A 23,431-nucleotide genomic window follows, 5' to 3' on the forward strand; every position below is an offset into this window, starting at 1 on the left:
CTGCTTCGCAGCCCATCGCCGGCAAGCCAGCTCCCACAGGGATCGCACAATTCCTGAATTCTGTGCAGTACCTGTGGGAGCCGGCTTGCCGGCGATGAGGCCGGTACAGGAGAACTCAGAGCGCCATGCGGTAATGCAGTCTGTAGCTTTCCACCCCATCGTTGGGCTGCTTGAGGCCGGCGTTGGAATAGTGACAAAGGGGCTGCTTCGCAGCCCATCGCCGGCAAGCCAGCTCCCACAGGGATCGCACAATTCCCGAATTCTGTGCAGTACCTGTGGGAGCCGGCGATGAAGCCGGTACAGGAGAACTCAGAGCGCCATGCGGTAATGCAGGCTGTAGCTCTCCACCCCATCGTTGGGTTGCTTGATGCCGGCGTTGGAATAGTGACAAAGGGGCTGCTTCGCAGCCCATCGCCGACAAGTCAGCTCCCACAGGGATCGCACAATTCCCGAATTCTGTGCAGCACCTGTGGGAGCGGGTTTACCCGCGAAGAGGCCGGTACAGGAGAACTCAGAGCGCCATGCGGTAATGCAGGCTGTAGCTCTCCACCCCATCGTTGGGCTGCTTGAGGCCGGCGTTGGAATAGTGAATCGCCCGCACCCCGATCTCATGCCCACCGGCAAAACGCAAACCAAAGCCAATGCGGTCCTCGAACTGGAACGCCGAGCCCAGCTCGTTGCTTTCCAGCTCGGTGCTGGAGAATGCCGCCACACCGATCCCCGCCTCGATGTAGGGTTTCACCGACTCCCCGGCAAACTCATAGACGAATACCGGCGCGAACGACAAGCTGTGGTTGCTCGCGGTCTCGTCACCATCCCAATAGGTGTAGGCACCATCCCAGTAACCCGTGAGGCGACCGACGCTGGTCTGCCACCAGCTCGCGTCCCAGTTCGATTGCAGCCCCAGCCGGTAAACCATGGTCGAGTCACCGGTCTGCCCCACCGAAAACGACACATCGGCTGCCTGCGCCGATGCTGCCTGCCCCAAAGCGAAGACGGCAACCGCCGCCAAACCCAGCAGTTTCTTCATGAGAAACATCCTTCTTCCTGATGCTGTTTATTAGTGTCCGCCTCATGTCAGGCAAAGCGGTAGAAAGCGGCAGTGGTACGATAGTTCAGCTATTTTTCACGTTTTTTTTACAACGCAAAGCTTTGCACATCGTCCGATTTATGCCACAGCACAGGTAGGATTTTTCTGAGCAATTGCGGATCGGCGCTGGTCCAGAAGCGGGTATCGCGGGCCGGGCCTCGGGCCAACAGGTCACCCGCGCCCAGGAGCCGCTGCAGCTGACGCGCCACAGCGGCGCCGGTATCGATGATGGCCACGTCTGCGGGCACCATGCCAGCCAGCAACGGGCGCAGGAAAGGGTAATGGGTGCAACCGAGAATCAGCGTGTCGCAGCCCGCGGTCAGCAGCGGCTGCACATAGCCCAGCAGCAACTGGCGCAATGCCGGGCTGGCCAGGTCGCCGGTCTCGATCAGCTCGACCAGCCCCGGGCAAGGTTGAGTGATGACCCGTACATCGCTGGCGAAACGGTCGAGCAAGGCGGCGAACTTGGCGCTCTGCAACGTGCCGGTGGTGGCCAATACGCCGACCACGCCCGAACGGGTGGCTGCGGCAGCGGGCTTCACGGCAGGTTCCATACCCACCAATGGCCAGGCCGGATACAACTCGCGCAGGTCGGCCACCGCCGCCACCGTGGCAGTGTTGCAAGCCAGCACCATGGCCTTGGCGCCTTGCTCATGGAAGAACGCGGCAATACGCCGGCAGCGCTCACGGATATAGTCCGGCGATTTTTCCCCATAGGGCACATGGCCACAATCAGCCACGTACAGCAGCGTCTCGTTGGGCAGCAGGCGCTGGATTTCGGCAAGCACCGACAAACCGCCGACCCCCGAGTCCATCACGCCGATCGGCGCCGAGCGCTCAGCCATCGCGTTTGCCGCAAACCGCGCACGCCGGGTCGCGCTTGACCCGCAACTCACGGATACGGGTGCCGAGGGCATCGATCAACAGCAAGCGGCCGACCAGCGGCTCGCCGAAGCCAGCCAGCAGCTTCATCGCCTCCAGCGCCTGCAGGCTGCCCACCAGGCCCACCAGCGGGCCAATCACGCCGGCTTCGCTGCAGGTCAGTTCGGCTTCGCTGCCATGGCCGTACAGGCAGTGGTAGCAAGGGCTGTAGTCACGCCGTGGGTCGAACACCGACAACTGCCCTTCGAGGCGGATCGCTGCACCGCTGACCAGCGGCTTGCCGGCCGCGACACAAGCAACGTTGACCGCCTCGCGGGTGGCGAAGTTGTCGGAGCAATCCAGCACCAGGTCGACCGCCGCCACCGCGGCGGCCAGCGAGTCCTCGTCCAGCGCCTGGCGGTGGGCAACCAGGCTGATTTCCGGGTTGATCGCCTGCAAGCGCTGCAAGGCCGAGTCGACCTTGCTCATGCCGACGCTGGCACTGTCGTGGATCACCTGGCGTTGCAGGTTGGTCAGGTCGACGGTGTCGAAGTCGGCCAGGTGCAGCTCACCCACCCCGGCAGCGGCCAGGTACAGGGCGACCGGCGAACCAAGGCCACCGAGCCCGACGATCAAAGCCTTGCTCTGCTTGAGCCGCAGTTGGCCGTCGATGTCGATCTGGGCCAGCAATACCTGCCGGCTGTAACGCAGCAGTTCCTGATCACTCAGCATGGCAGGCGCCCCAAGGTAATACGTTCATGGCCACCCAGATCGGTACGGCTGGCCACCTCGATAAAGCCTTGCTCGGCCAGCAAGGCGCGTACCGCTGCGGCCTGATCGTAACCGTGCTCCAGCAACAACCAGCCACCCGGCAACAGGTGCGCAGGGGCCTGGGCGACGATCACGCGCAGGTCGTCCAGGCCATCGGGGCCGGCCACCAGCGCACTGCTGGGTTCGAAACGCACGTCACCAGCCACCAGGTGCGGGTCTGCCGCGGCGATGTAGGGCGGGTTGCTGACGATCAGGTCGAAACGATCGCCGGCCAGGCTGTCGAACCAGTGGCTGACCCGCACCTGGGCGTTGGCCAGGCCCAGGCGCTGGCGGTTGCGCTCGGCCAGGGCTGCCGCCTCTTCTACCCGGTCAACGGCGGTCACCTGCCAGGCCGGGCGGTCGCTGGCCAGCGCCAGGGCGATGGCGCCCGTGCCGGTGCCCAGGTCGAGGACCTTGGCTGGCGAAGCGGGTTGCAGTTCAAGGGCGGTTTCGACCAGCAGCTCGGTATCCGGACGCGGGATCAGGGTATGCGGCGCTACTTCCAGGTCGATCTTCCAGAAACCTTGCTGGCCGAGGATATAGGCCACCGGCTCACCGCCACGGCGGCGCTGCAGATACCCGGCATAGGTCTCGGCATCTTCGCTGCTGACAATACGCTCGGGCCAGGTGTGCAGGTAGCTGCGCGACTTGCCGATGGCCGCGGCCAACAGCAGTTCGGCGTCCAGCCGCTCGGTGGGCGATTCGGGCAGCTGCGCGTTGCGCAGCAGGCTGGCGATGATGGTCATCAGTCCCCCAGAGCGGCCAATTGATCGGCCTGGTATTCGGCCAGCAACGGCTCGATCACCGCCTCCACGCCACCGCTGAGGATGTCGTCCAGCGAATACAAGGTCAGGTTGATACGGTGATCGGTCACCCGGCCCTGTGGATAATTGTAAGTACGGATGCGTTCGGAGCGGTCACCAGACCCCACCAGCAGCTTGCGCTCGCTGGCAATGGCGTTCTGTGCGGCGCTGGTCTGCATGTCGTTCAGCTTGGCCGACAGCCAGGACATGGCACGGGCGCGGTTCTTGTGCTGCGAACGCTCTTCCTGGCACTCCACCACGATACCGGTGGGCAAGTGGGTGATGCGGATGGCCGAATCGGTCTTGTTGACGTGCTGGCCGCCGGCACCGGAGGCGCGGTAGGTGTCGACACGCAGGTCAGCCGGGTTGATTTCGATGGCCGCTTGTTCGTCCGGCTCGGGCAGTACCGCCACCGTGCAGGCGGAGGTGTGCACGCGGCCTTGGGATTCGGTTTCGGGCACGCGCTGCACGCGGTGGGCGCCGGATTCGAACTTGAGCTTGCCGTAGACGTTGTCACCCTCGACACGGGCGATGATTTCCTTGTAGCCGCCGTGCTCGCCTTCGTTCTCGGACAGAATTTCCAGGCGCCAGCCGCGTTTTTCGGCGTAGCGCGAATACATGCGGAACAGGTCGCCGGAGAAGATCGCCGCCTCGTCGCCACCGGTACCGGCGCGGATTTCGAGAAACACGTTGCGGCCATCGTTGGGGTCCTTGGGCAGCAGCATGCGCTGCAGCTGTGCCTCCAGCGTCAGCAGTTGCTCTTTGGCTTCACGCACTTCTTCCACGGCCATTTCGCGCAGGTCCGGGTCACTGTCCTTGAGCAGCGCCTGGGCACCTTCGAGGTCGTCCTGCACTTTGCGCCACTCTTTATAAGCAGCGTAGACCGGCTCGACTTCGGCGTACTCACGGGAATAGGCGCGGAAGCGCGTCTGGTCGGAAATGACCTCGGCATCACCGAGCAGGGCGGTGAGTTCTTCGAAGCGGTCCTGGAGGATTTCCAGTTTGTTCAGCAGCGACGCTTTCATTGCGGGGATTTGTCCGTGGAGCCCTCGTTGAGGGCAAAGAGTTCCTGGGCCATGGCCAGCGCATCGAGGCGGCCCTCGGCCGAGAGCTTTTTCAGCTGCACGCTGGGGGCATGCAGGAGTTTGTTGGTCAGGCCCCGGGCCAGTTGGGCCAGTACATCCTCGGGGTTGCCACCGTTGGCCAGCAGGCGCTGGGCCTTTTGCAGTTCTTCGTCGCGCAGGCGCTCGCTTTGCTGGCGGTAGGCCTTGAGCACATCCACCGCGGCCAGCTCGCGCAGGCGCAGCATGAAGTCTTCGGCGCCCACCGAGACCAGCTCTTCGGCGGCCTGGGCAGCGCCCTGGCGGCTCTTGAGGTTTTCTGCCACCACGTCGTGCAGGTCATCGACAGTGTACAGGTAGACGTCGTCCAGCTCGCCAACCTCGGTTTCGATATCGCGTGGCACGGCGATATCGACCATGAAGATCGGCTTGTGCCGGCGCTGCTTCAACGCGCTCTCGACCGCGCCCTTGCCCAGGATCGGCAACTGGCTGGCGGTAGAGCTGATGACGATGTCGCTGTTGGCCAGTTCCTGGGGGATGTCGGCCAGCAGCACCGCGTGCGCACCGAACTGCTCGGCAAGGATACTGGCCCGCTCCAGGGTGCGGTTGGCCACGACGATGCGGCGCACGCCCTGCTCGTGCAGGTGGCGGGCGACCAGGGTAATGGTTTCGCCGGCGCCGATCAGCAGCGCCTGGCTACGTCCCAGGTCGGCGAAGATCTGCTTGGCCAGGCTGACCGCAGCAAACGCCACCGACACCGGGTTTTCGCCGATGGCGGTATCGGTACGCACCTGCTTGGCGGCGCTGAAGGTGGCCTGGAACAGGCGCCCGAGCAACGGCCCGACGGTACCGGCTTCGCGGGCCACGGCATAGGCGGACTTCATCTGGCCGAGGATCTGCGGCTCGCCGAGGACCAGCGAGTCCAGGCCCGAGGCCACCCGCATCATGTGCTTCACGGCGTCATGCTCTTCATGCACGTAGGCACTGGCGCGCAGCTCGTCGAGGCTGAGGCGATGATAGTCGGCCAGCCATTGCAGCACGGCGTCGGCGGACAGGTGGTCCTGCTCTATATAGAGCTCGCTGCGGTTGCAGGTCGACAGGATCGCCGCTTCGCGGCTGGACGTCAGTCGGCAGAGCTGCTGCAGGGCGTCGACCAGCTGCTCTGGGGTAAACGCCACGCGCTCGCGTACGTCTACCGAGGCAGTCTTATGGTTGATACCAAGTGCAAGAAAGGCCATGCAAGATCGCTGGTTGTGACGGGAAGCCGATAATTGTCCTCTTTCGCAGGTTTGAGGACAACCACCGTTCGCTATTGTCGTGATAGCCCGGGCCGCCCCGGCCCCGGAGAGCCCCTGTCCACACCCCGCCCGGCGAAACGCCGCAGCCGAGGCAAGCGCAAAACCTGTGGGAGCGGGCTTGCCCGCGAAGAGGCCAGCGCAGGCTCAGCCAATTTCTTTTCCGACCTCTGCCCCACCGCGCAGCTCGCCCCGAGCGGTTGAACCGCTGGCAGGTAATATTTCCCACAAAAAACACCTATCAATGAAGTCTTTCGACATACCCACAGTGAAGTTACCCACAATCTTGTAGTCCCTTTCCCAAATACAGCCCCCTCTGTTGCCCTCGCCGATATCGGTGCCTAGTGTCCTACCTCGGAAATACGTTCTCTTGGCGAGTGGCTTGGGTGTTCGGCCAATGCGCCGCGACGAGTCATAGCAGGGCCATGGCGAGGAGTGGCAACGCCGGCCGGGAGCGAGCTGCATATGTAAACTCTGCATCATTAGCTGGAGGTCTGGCTGGTAGCGCTGTAGGCGGTTATCTAGGAGAGAATATTGTTGCACCCGCAGTATGTGCGGCTAGGAGTAGGGACTGCCGGACTAAGGGCACTCACCTGCGCGGTCATCGGTGGCGCTGCCGGGGCGAAGTTAGCCGGTGATTTCGCAGGAGAAAAAGGCGACGTATTAGGTTAATGCCAGTCAGTTAAGCCTATAAGGTACATTTGGGGCTGCTGTGCAGCCCATCGCAGGCAAGCCAGCTCCCACAGGTACCGCGCAGGTCTCAAGCTTTGCATAGCCCCTGTGGGAGCTGGCTTGCCTGCGATGGGCCGCACAGCGGCCCCAAATGGCTTAACTGACTGGCATTAAGGTATTAGGTGACTTTTTGTATCACGAGCTCTCAAAATGACTAACATAGAGCCAGGACTGATCGCGCTGATCCTAATTACATCAATGTTAATTGCGACTAGCGCGCAGATTATTATTTCACACAAATACACCGAGCATTTTGAATCTTTCCTGCCCACCTCTCGCCTCGTATCTGACAACATCAAAAATTACCAGCACGCCGGACTCTTGGGCAAAACAATAAGAACCGGTCAGATTGCAACACTGTTGGCCATACCCAAAATCTTCATTTACAGGGGTTACGCTGAAATTGAGGAAATAAAAAATTTCCCCCTCCGCGAAAAGCGCATTTTGTTAACCCTATGGATTATTCACATCACCTTGTTCATTGCACTGATGCTGTCGCATTATCTATGACTTCATGCCGATACGACTTGCCCCGAATCGGGGGCCTGACGTGGCAACGTAACGAGGGGATATTTCCTACAAAAGCCTGTACCGTTGGCCGCGATAATGAGTGTAGAAGAGCTAAATACGTCCATGGATCTTCCTTGACAGGCAGTGTCGCCGGGGGAGGGATAGCAGCAAGCTACGGTGGTACTATTGCCACTAGTATTTGTCTCGCTCTTGGCGTGCCAACAGCCGGTACAGGCGCACTCCTCTGCGCTGTTATTGGTGGAGCTGCGGGAGCCACGGGAGGAAGCATGCTTGGCGGTGCTGTAGGGGAAGCGCTCGGCGAAGTACTGTATGAAAAGGTAGGCAGCCAATGAGTACTGCTGTGGGCATTGTTGCATTTATAATTTTGGCCGCCATGACCATCACGCTTTGCGCATCGCTCTACATATCAATCTATCATCTTGGCAGGATCGAATCACTACTACCGAATAGCGCATTCGTGAGCGGAAATAAAAAAACCTTTTCACAAGCAGGCCTTATTGGCAAGGTAATGCGCACACTCTCAATATCAATACTACTAACAGCACCAAAGATATATGCGCGAAAAGGCTTAGTTGACCTTGATGAGGTCACGAGCTTCCCTATACGCATGAAGCGCACTCTGATCGTCTTAGGGGCTATGCACCCAACACTTATCGGAGCACTTATTCTATTTCGCATTTGGTTGCATACCCTGGACCCAAGCCGCAGCTGGTAGCGTGAGAATAACGTCAGCCGGAGAGCTACGGCAGGGCGTCTACCATCTGCTCTGGGGTAAACGCCACGCAGTGGTGCGCTTCGCGGGTGTCCGCCTTTACACCATCTGCGCTCGACCTCATAAACCGCCAAAAAACCCAAGCCAAACACCCGGCACAGCCACCACATCACGGAATCCTCTCCCACCACAAAGGTCGCAGTTAACCAGACACCACACAGGTGGGTTTGCCCCCGCGCTTGTGTCATCATGCTGCGACCGCCGGTGAGTCCTCCTATTAAGCCTTCTATGAACAAACCATACGCATTGCTGCTTGCCTTCGCCCTGCTCCAGGGCTGCCAGAGCCTGGCCCCGCAAAAGGCCGAGTCTCCCGTTGCCGATGCCGCCAAGGCTGAGGCCGAGAAGCCCGTGGTGTATGGTTCGTTCAAACAAGACACACTCTACAGCCTGCTGGTGGCGGAACTGGCCGGCCAGCGCAACCGCTTCGACATCGCCCTGGCCAATTACACCGACCAGGCCGAGAAAACCCAGGACCCGGGGGTTTCCGAACGCGCCTACCGCATCGCCGAATACCTCGGCGCCGACGAGCCGGCCCTGGACAATGCACTGGTCTGGGCACGCAACGACCCGCAGAACCTCGACGCCCAGCGCGCCGCCGCCATCCAGCTGGCCCGCGCTGGCCGCTACGACGATTCCATGACGTACATGGAAAAGGTGCTGCAGGGCCAAGGCGACACTCACTTCGATTTCCTCGCCCTGTCTGCCGCCGAAACCGACCAGAGCACCCGCGACGGCCTGCTGCAAAGCTTCGACCGCCTGCTGGTCAAGTACCCGGACAACAGCCAACTGGTGTTCGGCAAGGCCCTGCTGCTGAACCAGGACAACAAGCCCGAAGAGGCGTTGGAACTGCTCGAGTCGCACCCGCCGCAAAACGGCGAAATCGCCCCGGTCCTGCTGCGCGCCCGTCTGCTGCAGGCCCTGGACCGCGGCTCCGAGGCCTTGCCACTGCTGCGCGGCGCGATCCGTGACAACCCGGACGACAAGCGCCTGCGCCTGACCTACGCCCGCACCCTGGTAGAGCAGGACCGCATCGCCGACGCCAAGGGCGAGTTCCTCAGCCTGGTCCAGCAATACCCCGACGACGATGAGTTGCGCTACTCCCTGGCCCTGGTGTGCCTGGAAAACAAGGACTGGGACGAAGCCGAGGGTTACCTGCAGGAACTGATCGAGCGCGACAGCAATGTCGATGCCGCGCACCTGAACCTGGGCCGTATCCAGGAAGAACGCCACGACCCCGCAGGCGCCCTGCGTGAGTACGCCCTGGTCGGCCCAGGCCCCGACTACCTGCCGGCGCAACTGCGCCAGGCCGACATCCTGATCGCCAACGGCCGTGGCACCGAAGCCTCGCGCCTGCTCGCCGAGGCCCGCGAAGCCCAACCGGACTATGCCATCCAGCTGTTCCTGATCGAATCGGAAAGCTACAGCAACAACAACAAGGACGCCCAGGCCAACCAGGTGCTGCAGCAAGCCATCCAGCGCTACCCGGACGACCTCAACCTGCTGTACACCCGCGCCATGCTGGCCGAGAAGCGCGACGACCTGGCGCAGATGGAAAAAGACCTGCGCGCCATCATCGCCCGCGAGCCGGAAAACGCCATGGCCCTGAACGCCCTGGGCTATACCCTGGCCGACCGTACCACTCGCTACGTCGAGGCCAAGGCCCTGATCGACAAGGCCCATCAACTGACCCCGGACGACCCGGCCGTGCTCGACAGCCTGGGCTGGGTCAACTACCGCCTGGGCAACCTCGCCGAGGCTGAAACCTACCTGCGCCAGGCCTATGCCAGGTTCCCCGACCACGAAGTGGCCGCCCACCTGGGCGAAGTCCTGTGGGCCAACGGCAAGCGCCGCGAAGCCCGCCAGGTCTGGGCCAAGGGCTTCGAAGCCCAGGCCGACAGCCCCATCCTGCGCAAGACCCTCCTGCGCCTGACCGGATCCGAGACCCTCTAACGCCATGTTCCTGCGCCATTGCATTACCTTCACCCTGATCGCCCTGCTGGCCGGTTGTGCCGGTTTCGGTAGCCGCGAGGCCCTGCAGGGCCACGGCGACCCGCAACAGTGGCGCGCCCATAAACAGCAGTTGAGCAGCCTCGATGGCTGGCAGATCAACGGCAAGGTCGGCATCCGCGCCCCGCGCGACTCCGGCAGCGGCACGCTGTTCTGGCTGCAACGCCAGGACTACTACGACATTCGCCTGGCCGGCCCGCTGGGTCGTGGTGCCGCGCGCCTGACCGGGCGCCCCGGCGGCGTGGTGCTGGAAGTGGCCAACCAGGGCCGCTTTGAGGCCACCAGCCCCGAAGCCCTGCTGGAAGAACAGTTGGGCTGGCAACTGCCGGTTTCGCACCTGGTCTGGTGGGTGCGCGGCCTGCCCGCCCCCGACAGCAAGAGCAAGCTGACCCTGGACGGCGACAGCCGCCTGGCCAGCCTCGACCAGGATGGCTGGCAGGTGCAGTACCTGAGCTACACCGAGCAGAATGGCTATTGGCTGCCCGAGCGCCTGAAGCTGCACGGCAAGGACCTGGACGTGACCCTGGTGGTCAAGGACTGGCAGCCGCGCCAGCTAGGGCTCTGATTGCATGCAAACGCTCACCCTGCCCGCCCCGGCCAAGCTCAACCTGTGGCTGCACATCATCGGCCGCCGCCCCGACGGCTATCACGAACTGGAAACGGTCTTCCAGTTCCTCGACCACGCTGACGAACTGAGTTTCGCCCTGCGTGACGATGGCGTGATTCGCCTGCACAGCGAAATCGAGACGGTGCCCCACGACAGCAACCTGATCGTGCGCGCCGCGCGCAAGCTGCAGGAACAATCCGCTACCACGCTGGGTGCCGACATCTGGCTGACCAAGGTGCTGCCCATGGGCGGTGGCATCGGCGGCGGCAGCTCGGACGCCGCCACCACCCTGCTGGCCCTCGCCCACCTGTGGCAGCTGGACTGGGACGAAGACCGCCTGGCCGCACTTGGCCTGAGCCTGGGTGCCGACGTGCCGGTGTTCGTGCGCGGTCATGCGGCGTTCGCCCAGGGCGTGGGCGAGCAACTGACCCCGGTCGACCCGGAAGAGCCCTGGTATGTCGTGCTGGTGCCGCAAGTGTCTGTCAGCACAGTAGAAATTTTTTCACATCCACAGTTGACACGTGATTCGCTCCCCCTTAAGATGCGCCCCGTTCCCGAGGGAAACAGTCGAAATGACTGCCAACCGGTGGTAGAGCAGAGTTACCCAGAAGTTCACAATGCGTTGAATTCATTGGGTAAATTCACTGAAGCTCGACTGACCGGAACTGGAAGTTGTGTGTTTGGGGCCTTCCCAAGCAAAGCCGAAGCTGATAAAGTTCTGGCCCTTCTTTCAGTGACCCAAACAGGGTTTGTGGCGAAAGGAAGCAATGTTTCGATGTTGCATCGCAAGCTGCAAAGTCTGGTCAAGAAGTCGAACTCATAAGAGTTCGCAGCAACAGATACAGGGGCGTCGCCAAGCGGTAAGGCAGCAGGTTTTGATCCTGCCATGCGTTGGTTCGAATCCAGCCGCCCCTGCCATTTTCCTTATACTCATCCAGGTATACCCTCAGCCTTCAGGTACTGCGCGTGTCCAAGATGATGGTCTTTACGGGGAACGCTAACCCCGATCTGGCTCGGCGTGTCGTACGTCAGCTGCATATCCCTCTCGGTGACGTCTCTGTCGGTAAATTCTCCGACGGTGAAATCAGCACTGAGATCAATGAAAATGTCCGCGGTAAAGACGTCTTCATTATTCAGCCGACCTGCGCCCCGACCAACGATAACCTGATGGAACTGGTAGTGATGGCCGACGCCTTCCGCCGCTCCTCAGCATCCCGAATCACCGCCGTGATTCCTTACTTCGGATACGCCCGCCAGGACCGCCGTCCGCGTTCGGCACGTGTAGCCATCAGCGCCAAAGTCGTCGCTGACATGCTCACTGTCGTAGGTATCGACCGTGTACTCACCGTCGACCTGCACGCTGACCAGATCCAGGGTTTCTTCGATATCCCGGTCGACAACATCTACGGTTCGCCCGTACTGGTCGACGATATCGAAGACCAGCGTTTCGAGAACCTGATGATCGTCTCCCCGGACATCGGTGGTGTCGTGCGCGCACGTGCCGTCGCCAAGTCCCTGGGTGTCGACCTGGGTATCATCGACAAGCGCCGCGAAAAGGCTAACCACTCCGAGGTTATGCACATCATCGGCGACGTCGAAGGGCGCACCTGCATCCTGGTAGACGACATGGTCGACACCGCCGGCACCCTGTGCCACGCGGCCAAAGCCCTGAAAGAGCACGGCGCGGCCAAGGTTTACGCCTACTGCACGCACCCTGTCCTGTCGGGCCGCGCGATCGAGAACATCGAGAAGTCGGTACTGGACGAGCTGGTGGTGACCAACACCGTTCCGCTGTCCGCCGCTGCTCAAGCCTGTGACCGTATCCGCCAGCTGGATATCGCACCGGTTGTCGCTGAAGCGGTCCGCCGCATCAGCAACGAAGAATCGATCAGCGCGATGTTCCGCTAAGCGGAACACACGCTGACGAAAAGCGCCCCGCCCCAACACTGGTTGTTGGGGCGGGGCTTTTTTGCCATCCCCGTTGGCGCTGGTCGCAAACGCCCTCGGGGGGCTATTTTGGAGAAACAAAATGACCGAATTCACTCTGAACGCCCAAGCGCGTACTGACCTGGGGAAAGGTGCGAGCCGCCGCCTGCGTCACTCCGCCAACATCCCAGCCGTTGTCTACGGTGGTAACCAGGACGCCCAGTCCCTGACCATCCTGGCCAAGGAAATCACCAAGCTGTTCGAAAACGAGGCTGCCTTCAGCCACGTTCTGGAACTGAACGTCGACGGCGCCAAGCAAAACGTCGTGGTCAAGGCCCTGCAGCGTCACCCGGCCAAAGGCTTCATCATGCACGCCGACTTCGTTCGCGTCGTTGCTGGCCAGAAACTGACCGCCAAGGTACCGGTTCACTTCATCAACGAAGAAGCCCCGGCCAAGAAAGGCGGCGAGATCTCCCACGTAGAAGCCGAGATCGAAGTTTCCTGCGAAGCCAAGGACCTGCCTGAGTTCATCGAAGTCGACCTGGCCAACGCTGAAGTCGGCACCATCATCCACCTGTCGGACCTGAAAGCTCCGAAAGGCGTAGAGTTCGTAGCTCTGGCCCACGGTGATGACAAAGCTGTTGCCAACGTTCACGCTCCACGCGTTGCTCCAGAAGCAGAAGGCGCTGCCGAGTAATCCACTCGCGCGCCGGCGTTGATCGGGTTACAGTGCCGCGCGCCCTGTAACCCACCAACTCCAAGGAAGAGCCCCTGACGTGACCGCCATCCAGTTGATCGTCGGCCTGGGTAACCCCGGCCCCGAATACGAACAGACCCGGCATAACGCAGGGGCTCTTTTCGTTGAACGCATTGCCAGCGCCCAGCGCGTCTCGTTGACCGCTGACCGCAAGTATTTCGGCCTGACGGCTAAGTTCAGCCATCAGGGCAACGACGTTCGTCTGCTCATCCCCACCACCTACATGAACCGCAGCGGCCAGGCCGTGGCGGCCTTGGCCAATTTCTTCCGCATCAAGCCGGAAGCGATCCTGGTGGCGCATGACGAACTCGACCTGCCGCCAGGCGTCGCCAAGCTCAAGCGCGGCGGCGGCCATGGTGGGCACAACGGCCTGCGCGACATCATCGCGCAGCTCGGCAACCAGAACGACTTCCACCGCCTGCGGCTTGGCATCGGCCACCCGGGCGACGCCAAACTGGTCTCCAACTTCGTCCTGGGCCGCGCGCCGCGCGCCGAGCAGGAGAAGCTCGACGCCAGCATCGATTTTGCCCTCGGCGTGCTGCCGGACGTGCTTGCCGGCGACTTCGCCAAGGCGATGCGCGAGCTGCACAGCCAGAAGGCCTGATTTCCTTTAGAGAGGGGAATACCCATGGGTTTCAATTGCGGCATCGTCGGCCTGCCCAACGTCGGCAAGTCCACCCTGTTCAACGCCCTGACCAAGTCTGGCATTGCGGCGGAGAACTTCCCCTTCTGCACCATCGAGCCGAACAGCGGCATCGTGCCGATGCCCGATGCACGGCTGAATGCACTGGCTGAGATCGTCAAGCCAAACCGCATCCTGCCGACCACCATGGAATTCGTCGACATCGCCGGCCTGGTGGCCGGTGCCTCGAAAGGCGAAGGCCTGGGCAACAAGTTCCTCGCCAACATCCGCGAGACCGACGCCATTGCCCACGTGGTGCGCTGCTTCGAAGACGAGAACGTGATCCACGTTTCCAACAGCGTCGACCCCAAGCGTGACATCGAGATCATCGACCTCGAGCTGATCTTCGCCGACCTCGACAGCTGCGAGAAGCAGCTGCAGAAGGTTGCCCGCAACGCCAAGGGCGGCGACAAGGAAGCCCTGGCGCAGAAGGCCATCCTCGAGCAACTGATCCCGCACTTCACCGAAGGCAAGCCAGCGCGCAGCCTGATGAAGAACATGAGCGCCGAAGACAAGGCGGTCATCCGCGGCTTCCACCTGCTGACCAGCAAGCCGGTGATGTACATCGCCAACGTGGCCGAAGACGGCTTCGACAACAACCCGCACCTGGACGTGGTCAAGGCCATCGCCGAGGAAGAAGGCGCGGTGGTGGTGCCGGTGTGCAACAAGATCGAAGCAGAAATCGCCGAGCTGGAAGACGGTGAAGAGAAGGACATGTTCCTCGAGGCCCTGGGCCTGGAAGAGCCCGGCCTGAACCGCGTGATCCGCGCCGGTTACCAGCTGCTGAACCTGCAGACCTACTTCACTGCCGGCGTGCAGGAAGTACGCGCCTGGACCGTACGCGTCGGCGCCACCGCACCGCAGGCAGCCGGGGTTATCCACACCGACTTCGAAAAAGGCTTCATCCGCGCTGAAGTGGTGGCCTATGACGACTTCATCCAGTTCAAGGGTGAGAGCGGTGCCAAGGAAGCCGGTAAGTGGCGTTTGGAAGGCAAGGACTACATCGTCAAGGATGGCGACGTGATGCACTTCCGCTTTAACGTCTAAGCGGCGCCGTGGAATTCCACGGTACTTGAAAGACTTCAAACCCCCCGTGATCGCCAGGCGATACGGGGGTTTTTGTTTAATGGCCGCCATTTTCATCCTGAGGAGCAGCCGGAGCCAAGGGTACTGCTTCGTATATTAGAAGCTGTATTTGACCGACAGCATCAAGTTGCGTGGGTCACCGTAGATGTTTTCAGCCAGCCATGGGTCGTCGGTAATACTCACATAATACTTTTTGTCGAACACGTTGTTCAGGTTCAGGCGTGCGTCGATATGCTCGGTTGGCTTGAAACCGACCATCAGGTCCAGAAGGGCGTAGGCTTTCTGTTCGATCTTGTAATTAGCGTCCTTGTTGTACACGGTGTTCTGACCGTAGACGGTACCGCCGACGCGCCAGCGCTCAAGTTCGCCTGGCATTTGGTAGCTGGTGGTGAGCTTGACCAGATGGCGTGGCAGGTCGGTGTCGAAGCTGCGACCAATGTTGGCAGGGTTGGAGTCGGTGCGATACTTGACCTCAGTATAGGTATAGCCAGCGCCAACCTGCCAGCGAGGCGTAATTGCGCCTTGCAGTTCCATATCGATACCTTGCGCGCGAACTTTACCTGCCGCTTCGTAGCACGTTACCGCGGTCGGGCAGCCATCGGCGACGCGCGCACGGTTTTCCTGGTCCATGCGGAACAGCGCGATGGAGCCGTTGAGTGCCCCGTTGAAGTATTCGCCCTTGATACCGACTTCATAGTTTTTGCCCACGACGGGAGCCAGCAGGCCGCCACTGGCGTTCAGGTAGTTCTGGGGTTTGAAGATGTCGGTGTAGCTGACGTACACCGAGTGATTGTCGTTCAGGTCATAGACCAAGCCTGCGTACTTGGTGACATGACGGGTCACTTTATAATCCACATTCCCATAGTTGGAGCCTGCATCATAGTCATACCAGTCCAGGCGGCTGCCAAGGATCAGGTGCAAAGGGTCTGCCAAGCTGAAGCGGCCGGTGACGTAGGCGCTCTTCTGTTCGATATCGATATACTGCCAGTAGTTGGAGACCAGCGTCGTCGGTTTGGGGCGCAGGCTCGGATCCCAGTTATGGACGTCGATATCGTCCCAGACCGAGTTGTCGGTACGCTCGATGATCTTGATTTTCTCGTTGCGGGTGCTGGCACCCACCACCAGTTGGTGTTCCCGTTCGAACAGTTGGAATGGGCCGCTGGCGAACGCGTCGACACCGGTCTGGGTGTCATCGTATTTGTAGCCACCGATAATCTGGCTATAAACGTCCTCGTCGTTGTTAACCTTACTGGCGAGGTGCTTCAGCTTGGACCAGATCTTGTTGCCCGCCACGGTGAGCTTCCAGTCATTGGCCAGGTTGTGTTCGATCTTGGCGAAGGCGGTGGTGGTGTCCTTGTCCCAGTAATCCCAGTCGTTGCCCAGGTAGGTCGAGCGGGGTTGGTGCAGGTCGCTGCCGTCCGCCGCAACGGGGAGGCCGCCCCACGGCAGGTGGTTGTTATCGTCCTGATAGGACGCGCCGATGGTCAACAAGGTGTCGTCGGTCAGGTCTGCGTCGAGCACGCCATAGTAAACACCGCGTTCGGTCTGAACGTTGTCTTGAAAGCTGTGATTGTTTTGGTAGGCACCCACGAAGCGGCCACGTACCGTACCTTGGTCGTTGAGGGGGCCACTGACGTCCGCCTCGGTACGGTAACGGTCCCAACTGCCGGCGTTGGCGGTGATGCTTGCCTGGGTCTCGGCGGTGGGCTTCTTGCGCACCAGGTTGATCGAGGCAGCAGGGTTACCCGACCCTTGCATCAGGCCGGTCGAGCCACGGACGATTTCTACGTGGTCGTACATCGCCAAGTCGCCGGACGCGATGATGTCGGCTGCGTTGCCACCCACGTTGGTGGGAATCCCGTCGTACATCAGGTTGTCGACCTGGTACCCGCGAGAGTAGTAGCGCTGGCGGTCCGGGCCGAACCGTTGCGAGCTCATGCCCGGCGTATTGCGCACCACGTCATCCAGCGTGTTCATGACTTGGTCATCCATGCGCTGGCGCGTGATGACCGTGACCGATTGAGGGGTCTCGCGTATTGTCAGCGGTAACTTGGTTGCGGTCTGCATGGTGCCGGTAGTATAGGAGCCAGAGCCTTCGGTCGCCCAACCCAACCTCGATCCGGTCACAGACGTTGCCCCCAGCTCCAGGGCGCCACCGTAATCCGCAGCGAATTCGACCGTATAGTTGCCACCGCTTTTGAGTGCCCGAAGGCCGGTACCAGCCAACAGGCGGGCCAGGCCATCTTCAACGGAATAACTGCCGTTGAGGCCAGCGCTGCGCTTGCCGGCGGTAAGTTGGGCATCGGCAGAAAGCAAGATGCCAGCTTCGCTCGCGAAGCGGTTCAGTACCTGATCCAGGCCGCCGGCGGGGATGGCGTAGCTGCGTGATTGCTCGCTGGCGTCAGCCGGGGTTGCGGGCAGCGCAAACAGCAACGGGCCGCTGCAGAGCAAGCCGGCAAACAGGGCGTGACGAACCGCAAGGCTCAGTCGAGAACAGGATGTTGTGGGCAGATACGGCACTCTGAATGTTCCTCTTGAGAATGCTTCTTGGTTGAGTTCAAGAGGTATCCCGGACGAGTCGGCAAAACCGACAAGGGGCAGCAGAATTTTTTTCATCTACGGCATGCGACGTCTGCTATGCGGGGCCTATGGTGGTCCACAATCGTGTCAGCCTGTGCACTTTCACTGGCAGGGACTGCTCAAGTGCAATGAGCACACGGTCTGTGTCTGCCAAGGGGAAAACGCCAGTCAGCGGCAGGGAGGCAACGACCGGGTCGCAGCGCAGCATGCCGTTACGATGGCGAGCCAGTTCTGCAACGAACTCCCTCAGCGGCGTACGCTCGGCGATCAGCCGGCCATCTTGCCAGGCGATGGCGTTGGGGTTCGCTGGCCCGATGTCACCGTACCGGGTTGCGGAAAACCAGCACCCCTGCCCGGCTTGCAGGCGCCTGACGCAAGCATGAAGCGGGCGCAGTTCCAGCTCGCCGTCGAACAGCTCGACCTGACATTTATCGTCGCGTTGGTACACAGAAAAACGCGTGCCCAGCGCCTGGATTTCCCCGACTGCGGTGTCCACGATCAAGGGGCGTTGCGCTGCCTCATGGCCGCTGTCGAGTAACAACTCCCCTGCGAGCAGGCGAATGCGCCGCTCGCTCGTGCTGAACAGGATATCAACCGCGCTACCGCTGTTCAGGCTCAACTGACTGCCATCGGCAAGGGTGCGCTGCAGGCGTTCACCGGTACGGCTGCGCAGGTCTGCCATGGCCTCGCGCCAGGGCAATCGCGATTGGACGAGATAGCTGCTCCCGCCGGCCAATAACAGCGTGCCGAGCAGCTTCAGTGTTTGTCGACGACGCGCATCGGGCAACTCACGCAGCACGGTGAGAGCGGTATCCGCTGACACACCGCCCAAGGTACTTTGCAGCTGCTCCAGGCGTTGCCACGCGCGCTCATGTTCCGGGTCCGCAGTGCGCCATTCGGCGAAGCGGCGCTGTTGGTCCTTGTCCAACTCGCCACCCCATTGCAACATGAGCCAATGGCTGGCCTGCTCGACGATGGCGGCGGAGATGGGCGCTTCGCTGGCGTTTTTCATTCGGCGTACAGAACTTGATAGCAGGCGGTGATGGCACGCAGCATGTACTTTTGCACCGAACTGACGCTGATCTCGAGACGCTCCGAAATCTGGGCATAGGTCAGCCCTTCGAACTGCGACAGCAGGAAGGCCTCGCGTACCTTCGCGGGCATACTGTCGAGCATGGCATCGATCTGCATCAGCGTTTCGATCACGATGGCACGGGTTTCCAACGACGGGGTTTCTGGTTCGGGCAGAGCAGCGAGACTTTCCAAGTAAGCTTGTTTGATACGCTGGCGGCGCCATTGGTCTATCACGAGATTACGGGCGATCTGAGCCAGGAATCGGCGCCCGTCGCTCTGCGACGGCAAACGCCGGGTTACCAGCAAGCGCAAGAAAGTGTCTTGCGCAATATCTGCCGCCCGCTCGCGATCACCAAGGCGCAGACGCAGCCAGCCCTGCAGCCAGCCGTAATGGTCGCGATAGAGGCTATCGAGTGGTTGCGACGGGGTGTCAGTGGGCACTTTCCTCTTCCCATGGATAAGGCGCAGATAGGAATGAGTTGCAATTCTAGAGGGCAAAGTGCGGTTTGGGAAACAGCCGCAGCAGGAATCGGCTGAATATCGTGCAAACACAGACAGATGGCGCCCTGCTTCATGAGCAAGGGCAGCCCCGACACTGAGGGGTGTGCGGGCTTGCCCCGCAAAGCGCCGCGCGGCGGCGCTCTGCCTCACAAACCATGCAATTGCCATGGCGAGTATCTGACAGACTTGGCGGACGCTTGCGAATCAGAAACTTCCGCGCAAGGTCACCGTGTAGTTGCGAGGCGTACCGTAGCGGCGGCCACCCTGATCTTCGTAGTATTCGCGATCGAAGATGTTGTTGGCGTTCAGCTGAACGCTCCAGTGATTGTCAAGCTGGTAGCGCGCAAAGGTATCCCATATCGCGTAGCCATTCTGCTCATAGCTGTAAGGGCCGCTGAGATAGTAGGTGTCGCTTTGAGCAGTCATGCCGCCACCAATCGTCAAGCGCTCCAAGGGGCCTGCAAACTGGTAGCTGGTGTAGGCGCGGAACAGATGCTTGGGCGTAGAGTCGCTGAAGTTTCTGCCGCTTGCGCTGATGTCCTTGACGTAGACCTGACGGTTGTAGGTGTAACCGACGCTGCCCTGCCAGCGCTCGAGAATTTCACCGCTGACCTGCATTTCGATACCCTTGCTCTCGACCTCGCCGCCCACGGTGTAGCAGTTAGGCCGATTTGCCGGGCACTCTGTTTCATCAAGCTTCTGAGCACGGTCTTTCTGCCGTGTATAGAACACGGCCAACGAGGTATTGAGACGGCCATCGAACAGTTCGCCCTTGATCCCCACCTCGTAGTTGTAGCCGGTGGTGGGTTTCAGCGCGCCGCCTGACGCGCTCTTGTAGTTGTACTGTGGGTTGAAGATGTCGGTATAGCTGGTGTAGAGGGTCCATTCAGGCGTGAGGTCATACAGCAACGCGGCGTAAGGAGTGACCTGGCCATTTTCCTGTGCGGAGGTCGGGTCTCCTTCGTACACTTCGTCATAGCTGTATTCGCTCACTCGCCCGCCCAGGACCAAATGCAGCGGTTCGGCCAGTTGCAGGTTAACGCTACCGTAGATCCCCTTGTTTATCGTCTCGCCAGTGGAGGATGGCATGTTTATTGTGGCGGGTTTGGGTACGTTGGTGTCGAGGTCGTTGAAGTTGATCGCAAACCCTGGACCATACCCTTGGGCGTAGTGTTCACTTTCTTTCAGGTAGTTGGCCCCGATGATCAACTTGTGTTCCAGGCCGAAGGCCTCAAAGCTTCCAGTGAGGTTTGCATCCACGCCGGTTGCGCGAGTAGTGTCCTGCGAATAGTAGGGCGTCAGTCGTGCGCCAGTCATCGTCGAGGGGGCTACGGAACCCAGCACCCACACGGTACGGTAGTCGTCCTCGATCTGGAAGTGATTGACACCGACCTTGCCGTGCCAGTTTTCGTTGAAGTCATGATTAACATCTACGAAAAATTCGTAGGTTTCTATCCGGTCGCGTGCCCAGTCGGGGGCCAGACCGGTTGAGCGCGGCAGGTGCAGGTTGGTACCGTTGTTCGAACCTGGGAGGTTTCCTGCCCAGATGCCCGGTTGCCAAGCGCGCTGATAGCGCAGGCCGGCGGCAACCACGGTGTCCTCTGTCAGGGCGAAATCCAGTACGCCGTAGAAGAACGGCATTTCCGCGTGGGTTCCGTCGTAGAAATAGTCCTTGCTCTCGTAGGAGAGCACCGTACGTCCACGCAGGCGTTTGTCATCGCTGAGCGGACCACTCACATCCAGCTCGGTGCGGTAGTCATCCCAGGATCCTGCTTGTGCTGCGACACCCAGGCGGAAGTCGTCAGTGGGGCGCTTGCGAACAAGGTTGACCGTGCCGCTGGGGTCCCCTGCACCGATCAGCATGCCTGCTGCCCCACGCAGTACTTCAATGTGGTCGTACATGGCCATGTCAGCTTGCTTGCCGAAGCCGCCCTTGGCCCAGTAACCCATGGGGATACCGTCATACTGGTAGTTGCGGATCTCGAAACCACGCGACAGGAAAACGTTGTTGCCGGCGTTGGTGACCGACTTGCTGATCCCCGGTGTTTCCATCATCGCGTCGTCAATGGTCTTGACGTTCTGATCCTGCATCTGCTGGCGCGTGATCACGGAAACGGACTGCGGAATGTCCTTAAGCCGGGTATTGCCCTTGAGCATCGAGGCGGTGCCGGTGGTGTAGGAGCCGGTGCCTTCGGTGGTACCGCCCAGGCCTGTGCCAGATACCGTGGTCACCCCGAGCTCAATAGCGCTTCCATCAACCTCGACCACTTGGAGGCTGTAACTCTTCTCCCCACGCCGTACCGCTTGCATTCCGCTGCCCATCAGCAATCGATCAAGCGCTGCGCTTGCTCTGAAGTGCCCATTTACCCCTGGCGAGCGCCGGTCTCGGGCGGCCGCGGGATCGAACGACACCGTTACCCCCGCAATCCGTGAATACTCGGCCACCGCGTCTTCCAGCGGCCCGCTGGCAATGGCGAAATCGTACTCGGCATAGGCTTCTTGCGCCCAGGCCTGGGCCGTCGGCAGTGCAGGGATCACTGCAACGGAGCACAGGGCGCCACGCAAGGTGGCACTAAGCAGTCGAGATCTGGAGGTCGGGGACAAAGCGTTGCTACGTGACATGTTGGGTCCTTCGTCGATGGCAAGTATCCGGCGTCTTTGCGCCTGTACTTGTTAAGTCGAACGAGAATGAAAACCACCAACACCTGATGCAAAAAACTTTCAGGCAGGCTCCACCTGGGTCCAGAAGCGAGTGAAGCGACGCAGCCGGATGGGCAGCATTGCGCTCAGGTTGTCCAACACCACATCAATGTCACCCAACTGGAAACTCCCGGAAATACGCAACTCGGCAACCCGACTATCGCAGCCCAGGTGCCCTGTGCGATAGCGGGACAATTCGGCGATCACATCCGCCAGCCGCCAATCACTGACCACCAACAAGTTGTCTCGCCAGGCATCGGCGCCCTTGGCCAAGGGCACAGGCACACCCACGGCAGTGGCTGAAAAGTCCAACTGCTGGCCGGAATCGACCCGCACCGGCGCGTCGCCGGCCACCGCTGAACCCCATTCCACGGCATGCTCGAGCACAGAGACGCGGGCGCCGGCCGGGTTGATACGGACCAGGAATTGAGTCCCCAATGCGCGCAAGTCGCCAAACTGCGTGCGCACGATAAAGGGGCGAGACAAAGGGTCTGACGCAGTCTGGATAAACACCTCGCCTTCGCGCAGCACGACTTGGCGCAGATTTTCGTCGAACGAAATATCCAGCGCAGTGCCCGTGTTGAGCAGGACTCGACTGCCATCGGCAAGCGTCACGGGCAAGCGCTCGCCCGTACCGGTGGAATAGTCGGCCATCATCTTGCGCCACGGGTCCGTACGCGCGCCGATGCTGATCACGCCACTGGTTCCGACCAGCAGCGCCAGCACTTTCAGAACTGTGCGACGCTTGGCCCGGGAGCTTTGCAGCGCGGGGCGCGCGGCGCGAGGGTCGAGCTGGCCGAATGTCGCTTGTAGTCGCTCTACCCGCCCCCAGGCCTGGGCATGGCGTGGGTCATCACGCAGCCACTGCCGATGGGCTTCCCGCGTCGCTTCGCTGCCATCGGCAAGGTTTACATACCATTGAGCGGCGACTTCGAGGGTTTTCAGATCCAGCTCGGTAGCCACGCCTCAGTCCCCGATCAGCAGCAGACAATGCGCCATGGCTCGCACGAAATGCTTGCTGACGGTATTGGTGGAGAGGTTCAACTGACGCCCGATGGCGGCGTGGCTCAAGCCATCCAGCTGAGCCAGTAGAAAGATTTCGCGGGTTCTTGGCTCGAGGCCATCGAGCATCAGATCGATCTGCAGCAAGGTCTCCAAAATGACATTGCGCTCCTGCGGAGAAATCTCGGCAGGCTCAGGCAGCGCCGCGAGGCTTTCGAGGTAGGCTTGCTCGAGCATGCGCCGACGGAACTGATCGATCATCAGGCTGCGCGCGATGCGGCTCAGATAGGCCCTGGGCTGTTTCAGCTCCTCGACCTTGCGCTGGGTGAGCAAGCGCATGAAGGTGTCCTGAGCGAGATCCGCCGCCTGCTCCCGGCAGCCGGTCTTGCGCCGTAGCCATTGCTGCAGCCAGCCATGGTTATCGAGGTACAGCTGCTGCACTGACTGACAGGAAGGGGTTTCTGGCATAGCGCTCGGCCAAGGCTGACAAGAATTGAATGGTAATCTATCTCATTATCGCAGTGGTCGGCGAGGGGGCTGCTGGAATTAAGCCG

General features: G+C 61.0%; 22 protein-coding genes and 1 tRNA gene. 9 read left to right on the forward strand and 14 right to left on the reverse strand.

Features of this window, described 5'->3' with window-relative positions:
* Nucleotides 1-115: 115 nt before the first annotated feature.
* The 8 genes from TZ03_RS31905 to hemA form a co-directional block, all read right to left on the reverse strand.
* Nucleotides 116-412 carry an acyloxyacyl hydrolase gene (locus TZ03_RS31905; protein ID WP_082056533.1) on the reverse strand — a complete coding sequence of 99 codons (297 nt, stop codon included), beginning with the start codon at nt 410-412 and terminating at the stop codon, nt 116-118.
* On the reverse strand, nt 310-612 hold the full coding sequence (locus TZ03_RS31910; protein WP_082056534.1) for an acyloxyacyl hydrolase: 303 nt from the start codon (nt 610-612) through the stop codon (nt 310-312). Before TZ03_RS31910 ends, TZ03_RS31905 begins: the two co-directional genes overlap by 103 nt.
* Nucleotides 512-1,030, reverse strand: a complete 519-nt coding sequence (locus TZ03_RS03985) for an acyloxyacyl hydrolase (RefSeq protein WP_051095874.1) — start codon at nt 1,028-1,030, stop codon at nt 512-514. Before TZ03_RS03985 ends, TZ03_RS31910 begins: the two co-directional genes overlap by 101 nt.
* Nucleotides 1,031-1,137: 107 nt before the next feature.
* On the reverse strand, nt 1,138-1,935 hold the full coding sequence (gene murI / locus TZ03_RS03990) for a glutamate racemase (protein WP_051095877.1): 798 nt from the start codon (nt 1,933-1,935) through the stop codon (nt 1,138-1,140).
* A complete protein-coding gene (locus tag TZ03_RS03995; RefSeq protein ID WP_051095879.1) occupies nt 1,928-2,683 on the reverse strand; it encodes a molybdopterin-synthase adenylyltransferase MoeB in 756 nt (251 codons plus the stop codon). The genes murI and TZ03_RS03995 overlap by 8 nt, the downstream gene beginning before the upstream one ends.
* On the reverse strand, nt 2,677-3,507 hold the full coding sequence (gene prmC / locus TZ03_RS04000; RefSeq protein ID WP_051095881.1) for a peptide chain release factor N(5)-glutamine methyltransferase: 831 nt from the start codon (nt 3,505-3,507) through the stop codon (nt 2,677-2,679). The genes TZ03_RS03995 and prmC overlap by 7 nt, the downstream gene beginning before the upstream one ends.
* Nucleotides 3,507-4,589 (reverse strand): peptide chain release factor 1, encoded by a 1,083-nt coding sequence (gene prfA, locus TZ03_RS04005; RefSeq protein WP_051095883.1) that lies wholly within the window; start codon nt 4,587-4,589, stop codon nt 3,507-3,509. The genes prmC and prfA overlap by 1 nt, the downstream gene beginning before the upstream one ends.
* On the reverse strand, nt 4,586-5,863 hold the full coding sequence (gene hemA / locus TZ03_RS04010) for a glutamyl-tRNA reductase (RefSeq protein WP_051095885.1): 1,278 nt from the start codon (nt 5,861-5,863) through the stop codon (nt 4,586-4,588). The genes prfA and hemA overlap by 4 nt, the downstream gene beginning before the upstream one ends.
* Nucleotides 5,864-6,802: 939 nt before the next feature.
* Between hemA and TZ03_RS04015 the strand changes: the two genes are divergently transcribed.
* The 9 genes from TZ03_RS04015 (at nt 6,803) to ychF (ending at nt 14,981) form a co-directional block, all read left to right on the forward strand.
* The gene (locus TZ03_RS04015) at nt 6,803-7,162 is read left to right on the forward strand and encodes a hypothetical protein (RefSeq protein WP_051095887.1); all 360 of its coding nucleotides are present in this window, start codon (nt 6,803-6,805) and stop codon (nt 7,160-7,162) included.
* 1,021 nt (nt 7,163-8,183) lie between these two features.
* Nucleotides 8,184-9,905, forward strand: coding sequence for a tetratricopeptide repeat protein (locus tag TZ03_RS04020; RefSeq protein WP_051095889.1), 1,722 nt, complete (start codon nt 8,184-8,186; stop codon nt 9,903-9,905).
* 4 nt (nt 9,906-9,909) lie between these two features.
* The gene (lolB, locus tag TZ03_RS04025; protein ID WP_051095891.1) at nt 9,910-10,527 is read left to right on the forward strand and encodes a lipoprotein insertase outer membrane protein LolB; all 618 of its coding nucleotides are present in this window, start codon (nt 9,910-9,912) and stop codon (nt 10,525-10,527) included.
* A 4-nt stretch (nt 10,528-10,531) separates the two neighbouring features.
* Nucleotides 10,532-11,392, forward strand: a complete 861-nt coding sequence (ispE, locus tag TZ03_RS04030) for a 4-(cytidine 5'-diphospho)-2-C-methyl-D-erythritol kinase (protein ID WP_051095892.1) — start codon at nt 10,532-10,534, stop codon at nt 11,390-11,392.
* A gap of 20 nt (nt 11,393-11,412) precedes the next feature.
* Nucleotides 11,413-11,487 (forward strand) — tRNA-Gln (locus TZ03_RS04035).
* 48 nt (nt 11,488-11,535) lie between these two features.
* The gene (locus tag TZ03_RS04040; protein ID WP_003247410.1) at nt 11,536-12,477 is read left to right on the forward strand and encodes a ribose-phosphate pyrophosphokinase; all 942 of its coding nucleotides are present in this window, start codon (nt 11,536-11,538) and stop codon (nt 12,475-12,477) included.
* A gap of 121 nt (nt 12,478-12,598) precedes the next feature.
* Nucleotides 12,599-13,192, forward strand: coding sequence for a 50S ribosomal protein L25/general stress protein Ctc (locus TZ03_RS04045; RefSeq protein ID WP_051095894.1), 594 nt, complete (start codon nt 12,599-12,601; stop codon nt 13,190-13,192).
* A gap of 79 nt (nt 13,193-13,271) precedes the next feature.
* Nucleotides 13,272-13,856: an aminoacyl-tRNA hydrolase gene (gene pth / locus TZ03_RS04050; RefSeq protein WP_051095896.1), complete on the forward strand. Its 585-nt coding sequence runs from the start codon at nt 13,272-13,274 to the stop codon at nt 13,854-13,856.
* A 24-nt stretch (nt 13,857-13,880) separates the two neighbouring features.
* Nucleotides 13,881-14,981, forward strand: coding sequence for a redox-regulated ATPase YchF (gene ychF, locus TZ03_RS04055; RefSeq protein ID WP_051095898.1), 1,101 nt, complete (start codon nt 13,881-13,883; stop codon nt 14,979-14,981).
* Nucleotides 14,982-15,116: 135 nt separating this feature from the next.
* Here ychF and TZ03_RS04060 read toward each other — a convergent pair whose 3' ends face one another.
* From TZ03_RS04060 to TZ03_RS04085, 6 genes are all read right to left on the reverse strand, one after another.
* A complete protein-coding gene (locus tag TZ03_RS04060) occupies nt 15,117-17,540 on the reverse strand; it encodes a TonB-dependent siderophore receptor (RefSeq protein WP_152645366.1) in 2,424 nt (807 codons plus the stop codon).
* Nucleotides 17,541-17,655: 115 nt separating this feature from the next.
* Nucleotides 17,656-18,612 carry a FecR domain-containing protein gene (locus tag TZ03_RS04065; protein WP_051095901.1) on the reverse strand — a complete coding sequence of 319 codons (957 nt, stop codon included), beginning with the start codon at nt 18,610-18,612 and terminating at the stop codon, nt 17,656-17,658.
* Nucleotides 18,609-19,115, reverse strand: coding sequence for a sigma-70 family RNA polymerase sigma factor (locus TZ03_RS04070; protein ID WP_051095903.1), 507 nt, complete (start codon nt 19,113-19,115; stop codon nt 18,609-18,611). The genes TZ03_RS04065 and TZ03_RS04070 overlap by 4 nt, the downstream gene beginning before the upstream one ends.
* 264 nt (nt 19,116-19,379) lie before the next feature.
* Entirely contained in the window at nt 19,380-21,797 is a 2,418-nt protein-coding gene (locus TZ03_RS04075) for a TonB-dependent siderophore receptor (protein WP_082056536.1), read from the reverse strand.
* A gap of 99 nt (nt 21,798-21,896) precedes the next feature.
* Nucleotides 21,897-22,838 carry a FecR domain-containing protein gene (locus TZ03_RS04080; RefSeq protein WP_051095905.1) on the reverse strand — a complete coding sequence of 314 codons (942 nt, stop codon included), beginning with the start codon at nt 22,836-22,838 and terminating at the stop codon, nt 21,897-21,899.
* A 3-nt stretch (nt 22,839-22,841) separates the two neighbouring features.
* Entirely contained in the window at nt 22,842-23,345 is a 504-nt protein-coding gene (locus tag TZ03_RS04085) for a sigma-70 family RNA polymerase sigma factor (RefSeq protein WP_051095907.1), read from the reverse strand.
* Between the last annotated feature and the right edge of the window lie 86 nt (nt 23,346-23,431).

It is taken from the genome of Pseudomonas sp. 10-1B (genome assembly GCF_000935045.1).
In the GTDB taxonomy this organism is placed as follows: domain Bacteria; phylum Pseudomonadota; class Gammaproteobacteria; order Pseudomonadales; family Pseudomonadaceae; genus Aquipseudomonas.

What these genes read in the sequence shown, in the direction of transcription:
- TZ03_RS31905 (WP_082056533.1), bottom strand. Translation starts at nt 412, where the DNA reads ATGGGCTGCGAAGCAGCCCCTTTGTCACTATTCCAACGCCGGCATCAA.
- TZ03_RS31910 (WP_082056534.1), bottom strand. Translation starts at nt 612, where the DNA reads ATGAGATCGGGGTGCGGGCGATTCACTATTCCAACGCCGGCCTCAAGC.
- TZ03_RS03985 (WP_051095874.1), bottom strand. Translation starts at nt 1,030, where the DNA reads ATGAAGAAACTGCTGGGTTTGGCGGCGGTTGCCGTCTTCGCTTTGGGG.
- murI (WP_051095877.1), bottom strand. Translation starts at nt 1,935, where the DNA reads ATGGCTGAGCGCTCGGCGCCGATCGGCGTGATGGACTCGGGGGTCGGC.
- TZ03_RS03995 (WP_051095879.1), bottom strand. Translation starts at nt 2,683, where the DNA reads ATGCTGAGTGATCAGGAACTGCTGCGTTACAGCCGGCAGGTATTGCTG.
- prmC (WP_051095881.1), bottom strand. Translation starts at nt 3,507, where the DNA reads ATGACCATCATCGCCAGCCTGCTGCGCAACGCGCAGCTGCCCGAATCG.
- prfA (WP_051095883.1), bottom strand. Translation starts at nt 4,589, where the DNA reads ATGAAAGCGTCGCTGCTGAACAAACTGGAAATCCTCCAGGACCGCTTC.
- hemA (WP_051095885.1), bottom strand. Translation starts at nt 5,863, where the DNA reads ATGGCCTTTCTTGCACTTGGTATCAACCATAAGACTGCCTCGGTAGAC.
- TZ03_RS04015 (WP_051095887.1), top strand. Translation starts at nt 6,803, where the DNA reads ATGACTAACATAGAGCCAGGACTGATCGCGCTGATCCTAATTACATCA.
- TZ03_RS04020 (WP_051095889.1), top strand. Translation starts at nt 8,184, where the DNA reads ATGAACAAACCATACGCATTGCTGCTTGCCTTCGCCCTGCTCCAGGGC.
- lolB (WP_051095891.1), top strand. Translation starts at nt 9,910, where the DNA reads ATGTTCCTGCGCCATTGCATTACCTTCACCCTGATCGCCCTGCTGGCC.
- ispE (WP_051095892.1), top strand. Translation starts at nt 10,532, where the DNA reads ATGCAAACGCTCACCCTGCCCGCCCCGGCCAAGCTCAACCTGTGGCTG.
- TZ03_RS04045 (WP_051095894.1), top strand. Translation starts at nt 12,599, where the DNA reads ATGACCGAATTCACTCTGAACGCCCAAGCGCGTACTGACCTGGGGAAA.
- ychF (WP_051095898.1), top strand. Translation starts at nt 13,881, where the DNA reads ATGGGTTTCAATTGCGGCATCGTCGGCCTGCCCAACGTCGGCAAGTCC.
- TZ03_RS04065 (WP_051095901.1), bottom strand. Translation starts at nt 18,612, where the DNA reads ATGAAAAACGCCAGCGAAGCGCCCATCTCCGCCGCCATCGTCGAGCAG.
- TZ03_RS04075 (WP_082056536.1), bottom strand. Translation starts at nt 21,797, where the DNA reads ATGTCACGTAGCAACGCTTTGTCCCCGACCTCCAGATCTCGACTGCTT.
- TZ03_RS04085 (WP_051095907.1), bottom strand. Translation starts at nt 23,345, where the DNA reads ATGCCAGAAACCCCTTCCTGTCAGTCAGTGCAGCAGCTGTACCTCGAT.